Raw genomic sequence first — 14763 nt, 5'->3', positions numbered from 1 at the left:
ACAATTGGTCTGTTTTTTAAAAAAACGACCTCTTTTTATTTGTTTTGAATATTAGTTTGAAAATTCATGCAAAAGCGGAAAGGCGTATTATTAACGATATCGTTTTTTGAGCCTATACTCATCGAGTGAATACCTTATTTTGCAGAACATCTAGCGCGTGGTTAATCTCTTTTAAATCTTCCTCAGAAATATTTTCTATGAGCTTTTGGAAACGAACTTCAATGGCTGCAAAAGCTTCATCCATCATAATCTCCCCATCTTTCGAAAGTCGAATATGCTGTTTTCTTCGGTCTTCTTTGTCACTAATCTTTTCAATTAAATTTTGTTCGTATAATTTCTTTAATTCCCTGCTCGTATTGGGCATAGACATATGCATACAATCACTAATTTCTGTAGGGGTAACGGGTTGACTTACTTTTACATTTTCAAGAATTTTATATTGTACGGATGTAACGGAATCTGCTTTCACATCTTGTGTTAATGCATGTGTTACCTCGTGAACGGAGGTTGTAAACGATACAAATTTGTGAAATAGGGCTTTCTTGTCCAAAATTATCACCTCTTATTGACAAGATAACAAAAAACTTATCATAAAACAATTATCAATTGACAACTAATGGCGCCGAGAGTTATGATTTGCTTATCAAATGATAAGTAATGGGGGATGTCATGAAGACGTTAATTATTTACACGTATCCAAATCATAAAAGTTTAAATTATGCATTTTTACAGGAAGTCATCAAGGGGTGTAACGAAAATCCATACATAAAGGAATTACAAGTTTTAGATTTATATGAAGAGGAATTTAATCCACTATTAGTATTTAATGAAGAGAAACGTAGACGCGATATGTACCGTGACCAAAATCTTGAGAAATATAGAGATCAAATTACTTGGGCAGATAAGATTGTCTTTGTTTATCCCATTTGGTGGGGAAGGCCACCCGCAATGCTAATGGGATACATTGATCAATTATTTGCGGCAAATTTTGCTTACAAGGATAAGAAGGGGCTGTTTCCAGATGGGCTTTTGACAGGAAAATCTGTTGTCTGTGTATCTACGATGAAGGGACCTACAAAATATCCGCTTCTTTGGCTGAATAATGCCCATAAAATATTGATGAGAAAAGCTTTGTTCAATTTTGTTGGTATAAAAAAAGTGAAGTTTTTTGAATTTGGCAATATGGAGAGTGAAAAGGGGAGGCAAGTGAAAAAATTAGAAAAAATCTATCGCTATTTTAAAAAAGTGGCCTATTGAAAAACTATATTACAAGTGGTAGTAAAGTAAAACCTACTATCACTTATAAGTTGATTCATCGACGTTAGACTTTATAGCGATTAACAGCACAGCTTAATTTTCATACAATCCTGTTAATATTTCTGTTTCAGTCGTTACTGATAAAATAGCGCAGAGCTGGTTATCTGTAGGCTCTTACTTCCTCATAAGCAAGAGCAGTTTCTTGAGATATGGATGCCTTCGTTTGGATCGTCTCCGAGATATCATCTTTGTGCAGGCTGCTTTTGGGATTTCACTGTAGACGGCATCGATAGAATCTTGCATGTCTGCCATCAATTTTAAAGTTTCTCCAAAAGAGTTTTCTATGATTTTTATTTTTAAGAGTGGATAGAAAAAAGACTAGGGCGGGTAGTTAACCTATAGTAGTTCGGAAATTTAATCTTTAACACAGTAAAATTTATCAAATCGATCTTATCTAATTCATCTGTCTTAAATCGATTACATTAATTACTCTGATAATAATAACTAACTGGCTGAGGTTTACCAAGAAGGTAACCTTGGAATGCGTCACAGCCTTTATCTCGTAAATAATGTAATTGCTCTTCGGTCTCGATCCCCTCAGCTATAATTGTAAAACCAAGTTCATGTGCTAAATGGATTGTACTATTGATGATGGCTTTGCTAGAGGCATTTGTAAGTAAATCTTTAACGAAGCTTTGGTCAATTTTAATGCAATTGATTGGGAAGTCTTTTAAATGCTTAAGACTTGAAAATCCTGATCCATAGTCATCTAACTCTACTTCCATCCCAAGATCACGAAATTGCTTAATGATGGAAATGACATATGGGATTTTTGATGAAGAAACCCCTTCGGTAATTTCGATTTTAATATAGTGTGGATCTACTTGGTATAACTCACAAAGGTGCATGAGTTTAGAAATTAGCTTTGTATCAAAAAATTGCTTGAGTGATAAATTGAAAGCAACTTTTATATCCTTTCCAATTGCTTTTTGTAGATTTGGAAGGTCTTGTACAACGAGTTCGAATAACAAGTAGCCTAGAGGAATGATAAAACCAGTACGCTCAGCCACTGGAATAAATTCTGCAGGTGAAATGTCTCCTAGTAAAGGGTTATTCCATCTTACAAGAGATTCAAAGCTTATGATTTCTCCTTGAAAATTATATTGTGGCTGATAATGCATGACAAATTTTTTCTGTTGAATTGCTTCGTGTAACAAATTTTTCAGTAGCAATACTCTATTCTTATTATTATTCATACTTTCATCAAAAAGGGTATACGTATTTTTTCCGTTCCCCTTAGCGGTTTGTACAGCACTATCTGCGTTTTGCATAAGATCCTCATAACTGTTTCCATGAGTTGGATAGTGAACAGCTCCAATACAAAATGTAATATAGTAATCAGTATATAAATAAGAAATTGGATTTTCAAAAATGTGAAATACTTCTTTGATGATCAATTGGAAGTTCGTATCTGAAACACTACAAAGCAAAGCGAATTCATCATTATAAGTTCTAGCTAAAATAGATTTTTCACACTGTATGAGAGAGGATAGTCTTTCACCTATAAGAGTGAGTATTTGATTAGCATGATGGCTTCCTAGACTTTCATTAAAGCTTTTAAAATCATCCATATTGATTAATAATAGTCGAAACTCTTCATTCGCTAGAATTTTTTTCTCTACTTCATTTTCTAAATAAAATGCATTTGGAAGACCGGTTATTTTGTCTTCTATTAACTGCTTATGTAATTGTTGTTCTAGTTTTTTTCTATCCGTTATATCGTGCCGGATGGATACATACTGATAAGGTGATCCATCGTGATCTAAAAATGGAATAATAGCTGTGTCCACCCAATAAATAGACCCATCTTTTGCGCGATTTCGAATTTCGCCCGTCCATTTTTTTCCTTTTGAAATGGTATTCCACATATCTCTGAAAAAAGATGAATCGTGATAATTTGAATTTATAATTTTATGTGTATGCCCTATTAACTCTTCTGAAGTATATTGGGAAATGTTGCAAAACTTGTCATTAGTAAAAACAATCCTTCCTGCAGTATCTGTAATGGCTAGAATTGTAGTTTCGTTTAATGCTGCTTGGATAGAATACAATTCTTTTAGTTCACTGTGCAAAACAAGTCCCTCCAACTAATAATCAACAAAATAATTATTTCATAGTAAATAAAATGATTATACACCATAAATACCATTAATATATAATAAAAAGAATATTTTGTAATTTTTACAATATTTGTGTTTTGGATCTTCAAAATCTCAGAGGCTCAAATGTGTCTATTTATGAAATTGCGATACAGTGACAAAGGACCCTCACCAATAGAGGGTCCTTTGTCTTGCTGCGTTTCTTAATTACCTTCACTTTTTTCGCTTTTTAGACGGAGGTTTATTTTGATTCGCGGATTGGTATTGCAGATATTTAGACTGTTTAGTCGTAGCGTGACTGTCATGCGGTACGACCGGTTTCTTATGATTATTGGTAGGAATTGTCGTATCTTGAGGATTGATAGGTAGAGTAGTAGTGCCCTTTGAAGAGTCGGATGTATGCCCCTCGTCTGCATGGGGTTGCTGTACTGGATGAACATCTTTGATGACAAGTATTGGCCGCATCATATCATGGTCTTCGTGTTCAAGGAAATGACAATGCCACATGTAATAGCCAACATGGTCCTTCCAATGCATAATAATTTTCGTGACCATACCGGCATCTGTTTTTACGGTATCTTTCCAACCGCGTTCATAGTCTCTTGGTGGTTGGGGATCCCCCGTAAATTCAAGCTTCCCTTCTTTTTGATACAGCTCAACATTAAAGGGTCGGCGTTCAAGGATTTGGAATTGGACTAGATGTACATGTATTGGGTGTGGGAAAGGCGTGGCGTTAATAATATTCCAAATTTCGATGCTATCAAGGGAAGGTTTTTCAGTTATGGGTTCATGGAACATCCGATCATTTAAAAGTAGCATAGGTCTTCCGAAAGAATCTGAAGATACACTTAAAGGCAAGTCTCGTTTGATATGGGCATGATGCGCGTGTAAATCCATCGATTCTGCGAGTCGCTCGGGTATTTTGCTTGTATCCTCATCCTTTAAAGGAAGGTCAACCTTAAATTGCAGTACGACACTTGTATGTTCACCGGGAAACTCTGTATCCGTATTTACTAAAGTGATTTCTTGGCATTCGAGGTTTGAAAAATCAATAATGATATCTGTTCTTTCTGCTGGTAGTAGTTCAACTGAATTGATTGCGAGAGGCGCCGTTAAAAAACCTCCATCTGTCCCAATTTGAATTAGTGGTTGCTCGTTTGAAAGGCTTAGAACATAGCCTCTTCTATTAGACGCATTGAGTAAACGGAATCGGTATTTTCTAGGCTCCACACTAAAATAAGGCCATACTTTCCCATTTACGGTAATCGTATTGCCAACAAACCCAGGTGTGATAGAGGGATGTACGGGGACAGGGAATGGTGGTGCATCTGGGTAAAAAATAGAGCCGTCCTCATTAAAGGATCTGTCCTGAATCATTAAAGGGATCTCATAGTTTCCGCACGGAAGTTGTAGCCGATCTTCTGACGTGTCTCGAAGAAGGTAGAAGCCTGCTAGCCCTGCATAAACATTCAATCTGGTTAAGCCCATTGTGTGGTCATGATACCACATTGTTGTTCCAGGTTGATGATTTGTATATTCATGTACTTCTCTTTTGAATTTAGGCCCTGTATGGATAAAATCTTTGCTGTACCACGATTCTGGATTACCATCGCTTTCCCAATCAACGTTTGCGCCATGTAAGTGAACGACGGTTCTGACCTCTTGTGAATCACTGACACTGTGAAGGGTATAATCTACTGGTAGAAAGTGTTTTATGGGCAATCGGTTATTATATTTTACACAGGTTGTTTTATCTTTTGTTGCCTCTATGGTAGGTCCAGGACAGAGACCATCATATCCCCAAATGTTTGACTGTGGGAAATCTTTATGGAAACGATGTTTAGCCTCTTTCATTTGTAGCTCATGATAATCAGCATTTGGAAAGCTACTGTTATACCTAGGCCTAGCAATTTTCGGCTTCTGTAGTTTATCGACAAATTTAGGAATCGTATTTGGGTCAGATGGATTTACATCATTATGCAAAAAGCTCACTTCCTTTTTTAGTCATTTACGATTTCTCTGTATACTTAATCATATGCGAAAACAATTTTGTAACTGGGCTTATTTTTAAATTTTTATGCAAATCAACAATTGAAATTGAAGCGTACATCGCTGCGCGCGATTGAAAGAAAATGAAGCAAGGATGATATTGAAGTGCATACATTTGAATGAATATCTCAATGTAAAGGCTATCATTTTCAATAAAATAAAAAAAATGATAAATTGTCGCCTAAATCATTTGAAAACGTTGGTCTATCAACGTACAATATATGAAATTAGGAAACACGACAACTTAAATTTGGTGTATAATGTTGTGGTATGAGGAAAGAAAGCAGGTTGACAAAAGTGAAAAGCAAAATTGAAGTATTATCATTTATTGACACTCAAAAAGGTCGAGCATATTTGTTCGGAGAAGTGCTCGAATTAGAACATAAGGTGAATATATGAAAAACTGGTTGATTTTCATTTCTGTCTTTATTGTTTCTTTGTCACTTGTCATTTCTATTTTAGTCCTTTGGAGAGCCGAGACACCCTTCAATTCAATTGAAGAACAGGCTGAACAGTTGGCACTCGATGCCAAAGCCCTCGCGTCTGTCTCGGAATCGTATACTTATAATGGCAAAAGTTCGTATGTCACTGTTTTCGGGGTTGACGAATATGGTGATCAAAAGGCTGTCTTTGTTCCGACGAATCTAGAAGAGGATTCGATTCAGGAAGTGTTTTTGGAAGATGGTATTACGGAGAAGGAAGCATTATCGGTTTTGAAAAATGAAGGAAATGTTCAAAAAGTTCTACACATAAAATTGGGCTATGAAGAGCCTGGTGCCGTTTGGGAAGCTACATACTTGAACGACCAAGACAAGCTCAATTATGTCTACATTTTGTTTGAGAACGGCGAATGGTGGAAACGCATTAAGAACTTATAAGAGGAGTAGATTCCGTATGAAAAATTTATTAGCAAACCGTGTAAAAACTTTAACACCATCTTCAACTTTAGCCATTACTGCTAAGGCTAAAGAATTAAAAGAACAAGGCATTGATGTAATCGGCTTAGGTGCTGGTGAACCAGACTTTAACACGCCACGTAATATTTTGGATGCTGCGATTGAATCAATGGAAAAAGGCCAAACAAAATATACACCAGCTGGCGGTCTTCCAGTGCTTAAAAAAGCAATCATCGACAAACTACAACGCGATAATAGCCTTACATATAAACCAAATGAAGTGATTGTGGGTATCGGTGCGAAACATATTCTTTATACGTTATTCCAAGTTATTTTAAATGAAGGCGATGAAGTGATCATCCCAATCCCTTACTGGGTATCATATCCTGAACAAGTGAAATTAGCTGGTGGTGTACCAGTGTATGTTGAAGGTACACGTGAACAAGGCTACAAAATTACAGCTGATCAATTACGCGCGGCAGTAACGGATAAAACAAAAGCGGTGATCATTAACTCACCAAGTAACCCATCAGGTATGATTTATTCTCGCGAAGAGCTTGCTGAACTAGCGGCTGTAGCGGAAGAAAAAGACATTCTAATCGTGTCAGATGAAATTTATGAAAAGCTTGTATACAATGGTATTAAGCATTTTTCTATTGCTCAACTTTCTGATGCAGTTAAAGCACGTACAATTGTAGTAAATGGTGTAGCAAAATCTCACTCTATGACAGGCTGGCGTATTGGGTATGCAGCAGGGGATGCAGACATTATTAAACCAATGACTGACCTTGCGTCACACTCCACTTCAAACGCGACAACAACTGCACAGTATGCAACTGTTGAAGCATATAACGGGTCACAAGATACTGTAGAAGAAATGCGCCAAGCATTCGAATCTCGCCTTGAAAAAATCTATCCTCAAGTTAGTGCAATTCCTGGTTTCAAGGTATTAAAACCACAAGGTGCGTTTTACTTATTTCCAGACGTAGCGGAAGCTATGGAGAAAACTGGTTATGACTCAGTAGATGCATTTGCAGCGGATATTTTAACAGAAGCGAACGTAGCAGTGATTCCAGGTTCTGGGTTTGGTGCACCAACCACAATGCGATTATCTTATGCTACATCTTTAGAATTATTAGAAGAGGCAGTCCGCCGTATTGATACTTTTGTAAAATCAAAATGGCAAGACTAATCCTTCTATCCAACTTGGGAGGATCTATATGAAAAAAATTATGATTCAAGATATGCCAAAACATATCGGCGAAACAGTGAAGTTAGGTGCTTGGTTATCTAACAAACGTTCAAGTGGTAAAATAGCCTTCTTACAACTTCGCGATGGCTCAGGCTTCGTCCAAGGCGTTGTTGTCAAAGAAGAAGTAGGCGAAGAGATTTTTGCAATTGCAAAAGGGATGTCACAAGAAACTTCTATGTATATTACAGGTGAAGTAAAAGCAGACGAACGCTCAAGCTTTGGCTGCGAGCTTGCTGTAACAGGTATTGAAGTGATTCATGTGGCACAAGATTTCCCAATCACACCAAAAGAGCATGGTCCAGAGTTTTTAATGGATAACCGCCATTTATGGTTGCGCTCTCGTAAGCAACATGCAGTGATGAAAATCCGTAACGAAATCATTCGTGCAACGTATGAGTTTTTCAACGACAACGGCTTTACAAAAATGGACCCACCAATATTAACAGGCTCTGCTCCTGAAGGTACTTCGGAGCTCTTTGCTACAAAATATTTTGATGAAGATGCGTATCTTTCTCAATCTGGTCAGCTTTATATGGAAGCGGCTGCGATGGCATTAGGAAAAGTATTCTCATTTGGTCCAACATTCCGTGCAGAAAAATCTAAAACTCGTCGTCACTTAATTGAGTTTTGGATGATCGAACCGGAGATGGCTTTTGTTGAATTTGAAGAAAACTTAGAAGTGCAAGAGCAATATGTATCTCATATCGTGCAATCAGTGCTAGCTAATTGTAAATTAGAATTAGAGCGCCTTGGTCGTGATACATCGACACTTGAAAATATTAAAGCGCCGTTCCCGCGTATATCTTACGATGATGCGATTAAACTATTACATGAACAAGGTTTCAATGATATTAAATGGGGCGATGACTTTGGCGCACCACATGAAACAGCGATTGCGAATTCATTTGACAAACCTGTTTTCATTACTTGTTATCCGGTAGGCATCAAACCGTTCTACATGCAACCACATCCAGATCGTGACGACGTTGTACTTTGTGCGGACTTAATCGCACCAGAGGGCTACGGAGAAATTATCGGTGGTTCTGAGCGTATCCATGACTATGATTTACTAAAATCTCGTCTTGAAGAACATAATTTATCTTTAGATGCTTATGCATGGTATTTAGAACTTCGTAAACAAGGCTCTGTACCGCACTCAGGCTTCGGTCTAGGATTAGAACGAACAGTGGCATGGATTTCAGGAACTGAACATATTCGAGAAACGATTCCGTTCCCACGTTTACTAAATCGTCTTTATCCTTAATAGGTAAGTGCGAATTTACACCAATTAAAAGTCGCGTAGTGAGCTTGTTGGCTACGCGGCTTTTATTAACTTTACAAAGTTGGCGAAGGACGCCAATCAAATCGATTCATAAAAAAGGAGTCATGCATAAATGAATAGCAATAATAACCGACTCCGCACGTGGACTGAGCAGGGAAATGTAACGATTCCTCAGCTTTTTTTTCAGTTTTATAAGGAGTTAAACATTGAAGATGAAGAGGCACTCATTGTCATACATTTACTTGCCTTTCATATGGAAGGGAACAACTTCCCGACACCGAATGATTTAATGAGTCGTTTGTCGATGTCTGACAATGAAATTTCAACTCGTTTACAACGCCTCATGCAAAAGGGCTTTCTCGAGATTACACGTGATGTTGATGAAGGCGGGAAATTATATGAAAAATATTCGGTTTATCCACTTTGGGAGCGCATCATGCAGGCGATTGAAATGAAGGAACAAAAGCAATCCGCTGCTTCAGTGCGTCAAGAAGAGGGGGAGATATTCCGTTTGTTTGAAGAAGAAATGGGGCGTCTTTTATCTCCTTTAGAGCTTGAAAAAATTGGTCAGTGGTTAGATGAGGACAAGCATAGCCCAGCCCTCATCAAAGAGGCGTTGAAGGAAGCTGTATTTGCTAGTAAAATGAGCATTCGTTATATTGACCGAATTTTACTGGAGTGGAAAAAGAAAAATATTACGACACCAAAGGCCGCACAAATCCAAAGTGAACAATTCCGTGAAAAACAAAGCTTTAATCGGCAGCCAACTCGTTCGCCGCAACAGCAGGAAACGCAGTCGACAAACAAAGTGCAGTTTTATAACTGGTTAGAAGAGAGAGAATAAGGGGGACGGTCTAGAATGTTAACGAAAAAGCAGTGGGAACATTGTTTAGCTGAAATGGATCGTATGTTTCCCGATGCACATTGTGAACTTGTTCATGAAAATCCGTTTGAATTAACGATTGCAACGCTCTTATCAGCACAGTGTACGGACGTGCTTGTCAATAAGGTCACAAAAACATTATTCCAAAAATATAAAAAGCCAGAAGATTATTTAGCAGTGCCTTTAGAAGAATTACAGCAAGATATTCGTTCCATTGGCTTGTATCGTAATAAAGCAAAAAACATTCAATTACTTTGTGAGCGATTGCTCGTTGAATATGGCGGGGAGATTCCTGCAAGTCGCGAGGCGCTTGTGACATTACCAGGCGTGGGGCGTAAAACGGCAAATGTTGTGTTGTCTGTGGCGTTTAATGTGCCAGCACTTGCGGTAGATACACATGTTGATCGTGTATCAAAGCGTTTAGGTTTATGTCGGTGGAAGGATTCGGTTCTTGAAGTCGAAGAAACGATTATGAAAAAAACACCTATAGAAAAATGGTCGAAAACGCATCACCAGCTAATTTTCTTTGGACGTTATCACTGTAAGGCACAAAACCCTGGTTGTCATGCCTGCCCGTTGCTAGCGGATTGTCGTGAGGGACAAAAGCGTTTGAAAAAAGGTTTGGTGAAAGAAGTATGATTGGCTTTCGTGTAGAAGCAATTTCAAAAGAGATCGTCGATGCTTGGTTTGCCGAGTGGGAGGCATTAGAGGTACGCATTCATGCAGCTCATGATGCTCGAAACGGGGAAGCAAAGGGCTTGATGGAAGAAGCCATAGTTTTATTTGAGCGTCTGCTTATTGATAGTGCTGACGTAAGTGAAGTGGCATTAGACCCTTCTGAGACGTATGAGCTAATGCCGATTAATGGAGCAGAGCGTTTAGCCTTTATAAAGACAAAGCCAGGTCAATACGCGTGCTATCGCCAACTGGGTGAGTTATTTAAAGAAACGAAAAAACGTACTGCACGTCTACGTTTGCAGGCGGCAAAGAAATAGAAAAAGAGAGCAGCTACTTTTATAGTAGCTGCTTTTTTTATATATGGGAGGGTTAGACGGATAAAATGCAAAATACACAGCAAATATAAGTAAAAAAAAGCAGAGTAGCCATCTAAAAAGGCTACTCTACTTTAAGGTTATTCGACTGTTTCATCCTCATCTTCATTCGGATTTACAGGCGTTGTTGGCTGTGTCGGTGGAACTGTTCCGGGTTGACCGTTACTGTTGCCGCCATTGCCATTATTTCCGTTTCCGTTTCCGTTTCCGTTTCCGTTTCCGTTTCCATTTCCATTTCCATTTCCATTCTCATTGCCATTACCATTACCGTTATTATTGTTACCATTGTTTGGTTTATTATTTTCATTTTGATCAGGAGGTAATGGTGTTTCTAAATCAGGTGTTTCGGGTTCTTCTATTTCGTCATCTTCCTCAGTCATGCTTGTTACCTGAATGGAAGTTGTTCCTGGTTCGCTTCGTACATCATCCATAATGGCCACGACAGAAATGACATAGTTGCCTTCAGAAAGAGTATTGGCTACTGTAAGTCCGTTACTTTCTGTAGTGCCGAGCGTAATTGTTTCGCCGCCCTCAAGTGCAGCAGTTACTTCGAATGTTACAGGTATTGGTTCGCTTGTTTCTTCATCAATTGTTGAATCGTGTGACCAACCAATATTGATAGATTGCCCACCTAAGTCTAAGTTTGCACTTACGTTATAAGGCGCAGAAATTGTTGGTGCTTCGTATTCACTTGAGACTTCAGTCGGCTCAGTACCACGCACGAATAACTCTGTTTGACGTTTATCTGCTGGTGTAAACTCACTCGCCAATTTTAATGGAGATGTGCCAATTTCAACAGTTGCTTCTACAACAGAACTTGGTTTTTTGAAACGTTCAGTCTCAATGTCTGCAGATAACGAACTCATAATATTCTTAAATAGCTTTTGTGGTAAACGACGTTCATCCCATGTTGTGATAGGTTCAGAGCGTTTTTCATACCCACTCCAAATAGCAATTGAGTAGTTCGTCGTGTAACCTGCAAACCAAGAATCAGGCACACTTGTATCTGGTAAATTGTATTTGTTAAATTCATCAGCTGAATAGTTCGTTGTTCCTGTTTTACCAGCGATATCTAGGCCGGATACATTCGCATATGAACCAGACGCATCAGGCTTGTTACTTACAACGTCACGAAGCATATCTGTCACCATATAAGCTGTGTAATCACTCATCGCAACATCAGATTCTGGCGTATAGTTTTTCTCTGTTTTACCATCACGGTAAACAATTTTTGTAATGGCATAAGGTTCCGTGTAAACCCCGTTATTCCCAAATGCAGCATAGGCAGAAGCCATTTGGATAGGGGACATCGTAATATCTCCTCCTCCGATTGCATCCGATTCGTACACATTTTTCGCTTCAATACCTAGCCCACTGATAAATTCTTTCGCTTTATCCGGACCGACTTCTTTAAATGTTTTAACGGCTGGTACGTTACGTGAAGCGTATAGTGCTTTACGTGCAGACATAGTACCCATATATTTGCCGTCCCAGTTTGTAATCGTTTGTTTGCTGTTTGTATAGTTCATAGGCTCATCGACTACTGTTTGACCTGTTGACCATTTTAAATATTCAATAGCAGGGCCGTAATCGAGTAACGGTTTCATAGTTGAACCAGGTTGGTTCATTGTTAAGTCATCAGCGTAGTTAAATTTCCGCTCAGCGCCGTAATTGCGACCGCCACCAACTGCTTTTATTTGACCTGTTTTTGTATCAATAACAGCGACCCCAGATTGGATATTTTCTGTTGGGAAGTTGCTATCATCATTCATAATGCCTTCAACAGTCTGCTGTGCATTTGGATCAAGTGTTGTGTAAACTTTAATCCCTTCTGCCAATGCGGAGCCATCACCCTCTTCTTCAAGCTCATTAAGGACGATATCTAAGAAGGCATCATATTTAGTGCCTGCAAAAGTTTGGCGTGTAGCTTCGTCAGCAAGACCTGCTTGAACGTCAACTGCTTTTGCTTCTTCCATTTCGGCCTCAGTTATTTTCCCGTGTTGCAACATTAAGCCTAATACGATGTTACGACGTTTTTCAGCACGCTCAGGGTTTTTAATTGGGTTATAAGCATTTGGTAATTGCACCATACCTGCGAGCATTGCTTCTTCAGCTAAATTTAATTCATCTAATTCTTTTCCATAGAAGTATTTCGCAGCTGTGCCGATTCCGTAAACACGTCCTGACATCAGAACTTTGTTGAAGTACATTTCGAAAATTTCTTCTTTCGAATATTTACGTTCAAGTTTGATGGCAAGCCAAGCTTCTTGTGCTTTACGTTTTAATTTTTTCTCATTTTGTAAAAATGAGTTTTTGACAACTTGTTGTGTTAGAGTGGAAGCTCCTTGAGCACCGAATCCATCACGTATGTTGGCAAGAACGGCGCCACCTAGTCGATAGAAATCGATACCATGATGTTCAAAAAATCGTACGTCTTCTGTTGCAAGTACGGCATTGACCATATCCTCAGGTATATCTTCAAATTTCACATATTGTCGGTTTTCAGCCCCGATTGTGGCAAAGATTTCTCCGGTATTATCGTAAAACTCAGATGAAACAGGGTCTTTTAATAGTTCCTCATCGAGTTCAGGTGCTGTACTTGCATAAAAAGCAAATAAACCAGCCCCGGCTACTAAACCAGTCACTCCTATAAATAGTACCGTTAAGAAAATACGTTTAAGCCATATTTTTAGAGGTGTGTTTGGTGTATCCTTTTTATTTTTTCTAGCGCGAGCCTTCTTCAGATCTCCGCGTGTTTGACGACGTTCAGTCATTTTATAATCTCCTCACTTTCAAAACCTAGTCTTTAGATTCGATAAATTGCTGTAAGACGTTTAAATAATCGATTCTTGGATAGTAGCTTGTCGGAATTTCATACGCTTCTTGTTCAATTTGTGTCAGCGGTATCGATTTCCGTTCACCTTTTTCCATAGCACACCAGGCTTTTTGTAAAACTTCGTATGGCACAATAAAATAGCGCTCAAGTGTTGAAAAGCGCATGAGAATAAAGGCCACACCTAATTGTTCCGTCACTTTCTGCATATGTGTCATTTGATGTGTGTGAATATTTTTCAAAGGAAAACTCGTTTTAGAGGAGGTTTCCTTTGCATCAAAATCGATATAATACCCGTTCCATACGCCATTATAGTCTGTTGTCGATGGCGTTCGGAAATAGGCTTCTCTAATGACAGCTGCACTTCGTGATGGATACTCTACTTTGACGATTTGTACGGGAACAGGTTTCTTGTGAATCACGGCAAGTTGTCTGTTTAGATAATAAGCGTTTGCTTCATCGATTTCATCTTCTAATGTTTTCCCACGGTTACTAAAGGAAAAATCTTTTTCCTTTTCCATCTTTTCCGTCTTTTCAGTTTTAGTTATAGGCGTCTTTGGCGTGTAAACCTTTCCGTTCGGATAGCGAATTGTCACTTTTTATCACCCTCTATAATACTGCTATTATACACGATATTTTAACATGATTCAGTAGAAGAATCCCATTTCTATAAGTGGTAGATATATGCAATTATAGTCCGGAATATTCGGTATCCCAACGTTCATTAAATCATCATCAATTAAGCTAAGGTGTAAGAAACAATAAAAATTTAGCGAATTAATTCTTCTTTCCACCAACTTGCTCTTATTTTGTCACATGTGAAGGTAATTCTATACGTGTGAGGAATACAAATACATAAGAAAAAGGGGGCGGTTTGTTGAACAAGTTGGGACGATTAGTTGCACAGTTGGATTTAGTCAATCAATTCCTTTTAACAAGAGTATCTTTGGAACACAACGTACACAGCATGGAATTTTTTGTGCAAATAGAATCACTAAATCAGAAAGTAAGCTTAGCAGAAATGAAGGGTCAAGTAAAGAATGCTTGTTCGCCTAATAGTAGTGAAAAACGATAGACTTTGGTACACTAACCTCATATAC

13 protein-coding genes are annotated in these 14763 nt (G+C 38.3%); 8 read left to right on the top strand and 5 right to left on the bottom strand.

What is annotated here, in order from left to right; all coding sequences use genetic code 11:
- Window positions 1-118: 118 nt before the first annotated feature.
- The gene (locus AEA09_RS11070; RefSeq protein WP_053583893.1) at window positions 119-550 is read right to left on the bottom strand and encodes a MarR family winged helix-turn-helix transcriptional regulator; all 432 of its coding nucleotides are present in this window, start codon (window positions 548-550) and stop codon (window positions 119-121) included.
- A gap of 119 nt (window positions 551-669) precedes the next feature.
- Here AEA09_RS11070 and AEA09_RS11065 point away from each other — a divergent pair, with 119 nt between their 5' ends.
- Window positions 670-1257, top strand: a complete 588-nt coding sequence (locus AEA09_RS11065; protein WP_053583892.1) for an NAD(P)H-dependent oxidoreductase — start codon at window positions 670-672, stop codon at window positions 1255-1257.
- A 482-nt stretch (window positions 1258-1739) separates the two neighbouring features.
- On the opposite strand, the gene AEA09_RS11060 is transcribed toward AEA09_RS11065, so the two are convergent.
- On the bottom strand, window positions 1740-3389 hold the full coding sequence (locus tag AEA09_RS11060; RefSeq protein WP_053583891.1) for a putative bifunctional diguanylate cyclase/phosphodiesterase: 1650 nt from the start codon (window positions 3387-3389) through the stop codon (window positions 1740-1742).
- 240 nt (window positions 3390-3629) lie between these two features.
- The gene (locus tag AEA09_RS11055; RefSeq protein WP_156312149.1) at window positions 3630-5399 is read right to left on the bottom strand and encodes a multicopper oxidase family protein; all 1770 of its coding nucleotides are present in this window, start codon (window positions 5397-5399) and stop codon (window positions 3630-3632) included.
- A 461-nt stretch (window positions 5400-5860) separates the two neighbouring features.
- On the opposite strand from AEA09_RS11055, the gene AEA09_RS11050 reads away from it, so the two are divergent.
- The 6 genes from AEA09_RS11050 to AEA09_RS11025 all read left to right on the top strand — a co-directional run bounded on the left by AEA09_RS11050 (window position 5861) and on the right by AEA09_RS11025 (window position 10773).
- On the top strand, window positions 5861-6343 hold the full coding sequence (locus AEA09_RS11050; protein WP_053583890.1) for a cell wall elongation regulator TseB-like domain-containing protein: 483 nt from the start codon (window positions 5861-5863) through the stop codon (window positions 6341-6343).
- A gap of 16 nt (window positions 6344-6359) precedes the next feature.
- The gene (locus AEA09_RS11045; RefSeq protein WP_053583889.1) at window positions 6360-7553 is read left to right on the top strand and encodes a pyridoxal phosphate-dependent aminotransferase; all 1194 of its coding nucleotides are present in this window, start codon (window positions 6360-6362) and stop codon (window positions 7551-7553) included.
- Window positions 7554-7581: 28 nt separating this feature from the next.
- Complete coding sequence (asnS, locus tag AEA09_RS11040; RefSeq protein ID WP_053583888.1) at window positions 7582-8877, top strand: asparagine--tRNA ligase; 1296 nt, start codon at window positions 7582-7584, stop codon at window positions 8875-8877.
- Window positions 8878-9007: 130 nt separating this feature from the next.
- Window positions 9008-9739 (top strand): DnaD domain-containing protein, encoded by a 732-nt coding sequence (locus AEA09_RS11035; RefSeq protein ID WP_053583887.1) that lies wholly within the window; start codon window positions 9008-9010, stop codon window positions 9737-9739.
- Between the two features lie 15 nt (window positions 9740-9754).
- Window positions 9755-10417, top strand: a complete 663-nt coding sequence (gene nth / locus AEA09_RS11030) for an endonuclease III (RefSeq protein WP_053583886.1) — start codon at window positions 9755-9757, stop codon at window positions 10415-10417.
- Window positions 10414-10773 (top strand): YpoC family protein, encoded by a 360-nt coding sequence (locus tag AEA09_RS11025; protein WP_053583885.1) that lies wholly within the window; start codon window positions 10414-10416, stop codon window positions 10771-10773. The genes nth and AEA09_RS11025 overlap by 4 nt, the downstream gene beginning before the upstream one ends.
- A gap of 137 nt (window positions 10774-10910) precedes the next feature.
- Here the strand turns inward: AEA09_RS11025 and AEA09_RS11020 are convergent, their stop codons facing one another.
- Window positions 10911-13604: a transglycosylase domain-containing protein gene (locus tag AEA09_RS11020; protein WP_053583884.1), complete on the bottom strand. Its 2694-nt coding sequence runs from the start codon at window positions 13602-13604 to the stop codon at window positions 10911-10913.
- A gap of 25 nt (window positions 13605-13629) precedes the next feature.
- On the bottom strand, window positions 13630-14259 hold the full coding sequence (gene recU / locus AEA09_RS11015) for a Holliday junction resolvase RecU (RefSeq protein ID WP_053583883.1): 630 nt from the start codon (window positions 14257-14259) through the stop codon (window positions 13630-13632).
- Between the two features lie 281 nt (window positions 14260-14540).
- Between recU and AEA09_RS11010 the strand changes: the two genes are divergently transcribed.
- Window positions 14541-14738, top strand: coding sequence for a hypothetical protein (locus AEA09_RS11010; RefSeq protein ID WP_053583882.1), 198 nt, complete (start codon window positions 14541-14543; stop codon window positions 14736-14738).
- The last annotated feature ends 25 nt before the right edge of the window (window positions 14739-14763 follow it).

The organism is Lysinibacillus contaminans, from assembly GCF_001278945.1.
GTDB lineage: Bacteria > Bacillota > Bacilli > Bacillales_A > Planococcaceae > Lysinibacillus > Lysinibacillus contaminans.
Note: the sequence above shows the minus strand (reverse complement) of the source record. Positions and strands in the feature narration are given on the sequence as shown.

Coding starts and splice junctions, on each gene's coding strand:
- AEA09_RS11065 (WP_053583892.1), top strand. CDS start 670: ATGAAGACGTTAATTATTTACACGTATCCAAATCATAAAAGTTTAAAT.
- AEA09_RS11050 (WP_053583890.1), top strand. CDS start 5,861: ATGAAAAACTGGTTGATTTTCATTTCTGTCTTTATTGTTTCTTTGTCA.
- AEA09_RS11045 (WP_053583889.1), top strand. CDS start 6,360: ATGAAAAATTTATTAGCAAACCGTGTAAAAACTTTAACACCATCTTCA.
- asnS (WP_053583888.1), top strand. CDS start 7,582: ATGAAAAAAATTATGATTCAAGATATGCCAAAACATATCGGCGAAACA.
- AEA09_RS11035 (WP_053583887.1), top strand. CDS start 9,008: ATGAATAGCAATAATAACCGACTCCGCACGTGGACTGAGCAGGGAAAT.
- nth (WP_053583886.1), top strand. CDS start 9,755: ATGTTAACGAAAAAGCAGTGGGAACATTGTTTAGCTGAAATGGATCGT.
- AEA09_RS11025 (WP_053583885.1), top strand. CDS start 10,414: ATGATTGGCTTTCGTGTAGAAGCAATTTCAAAAGAGATCGTCGATGCT.
- AEA09_RS11020 (WP_053583884.1), bottom strand. CDS start 13,604: ATGACTGAACGTCGTCAAACACGCGGAGATCTGAAGAAGGCTCGCGCT.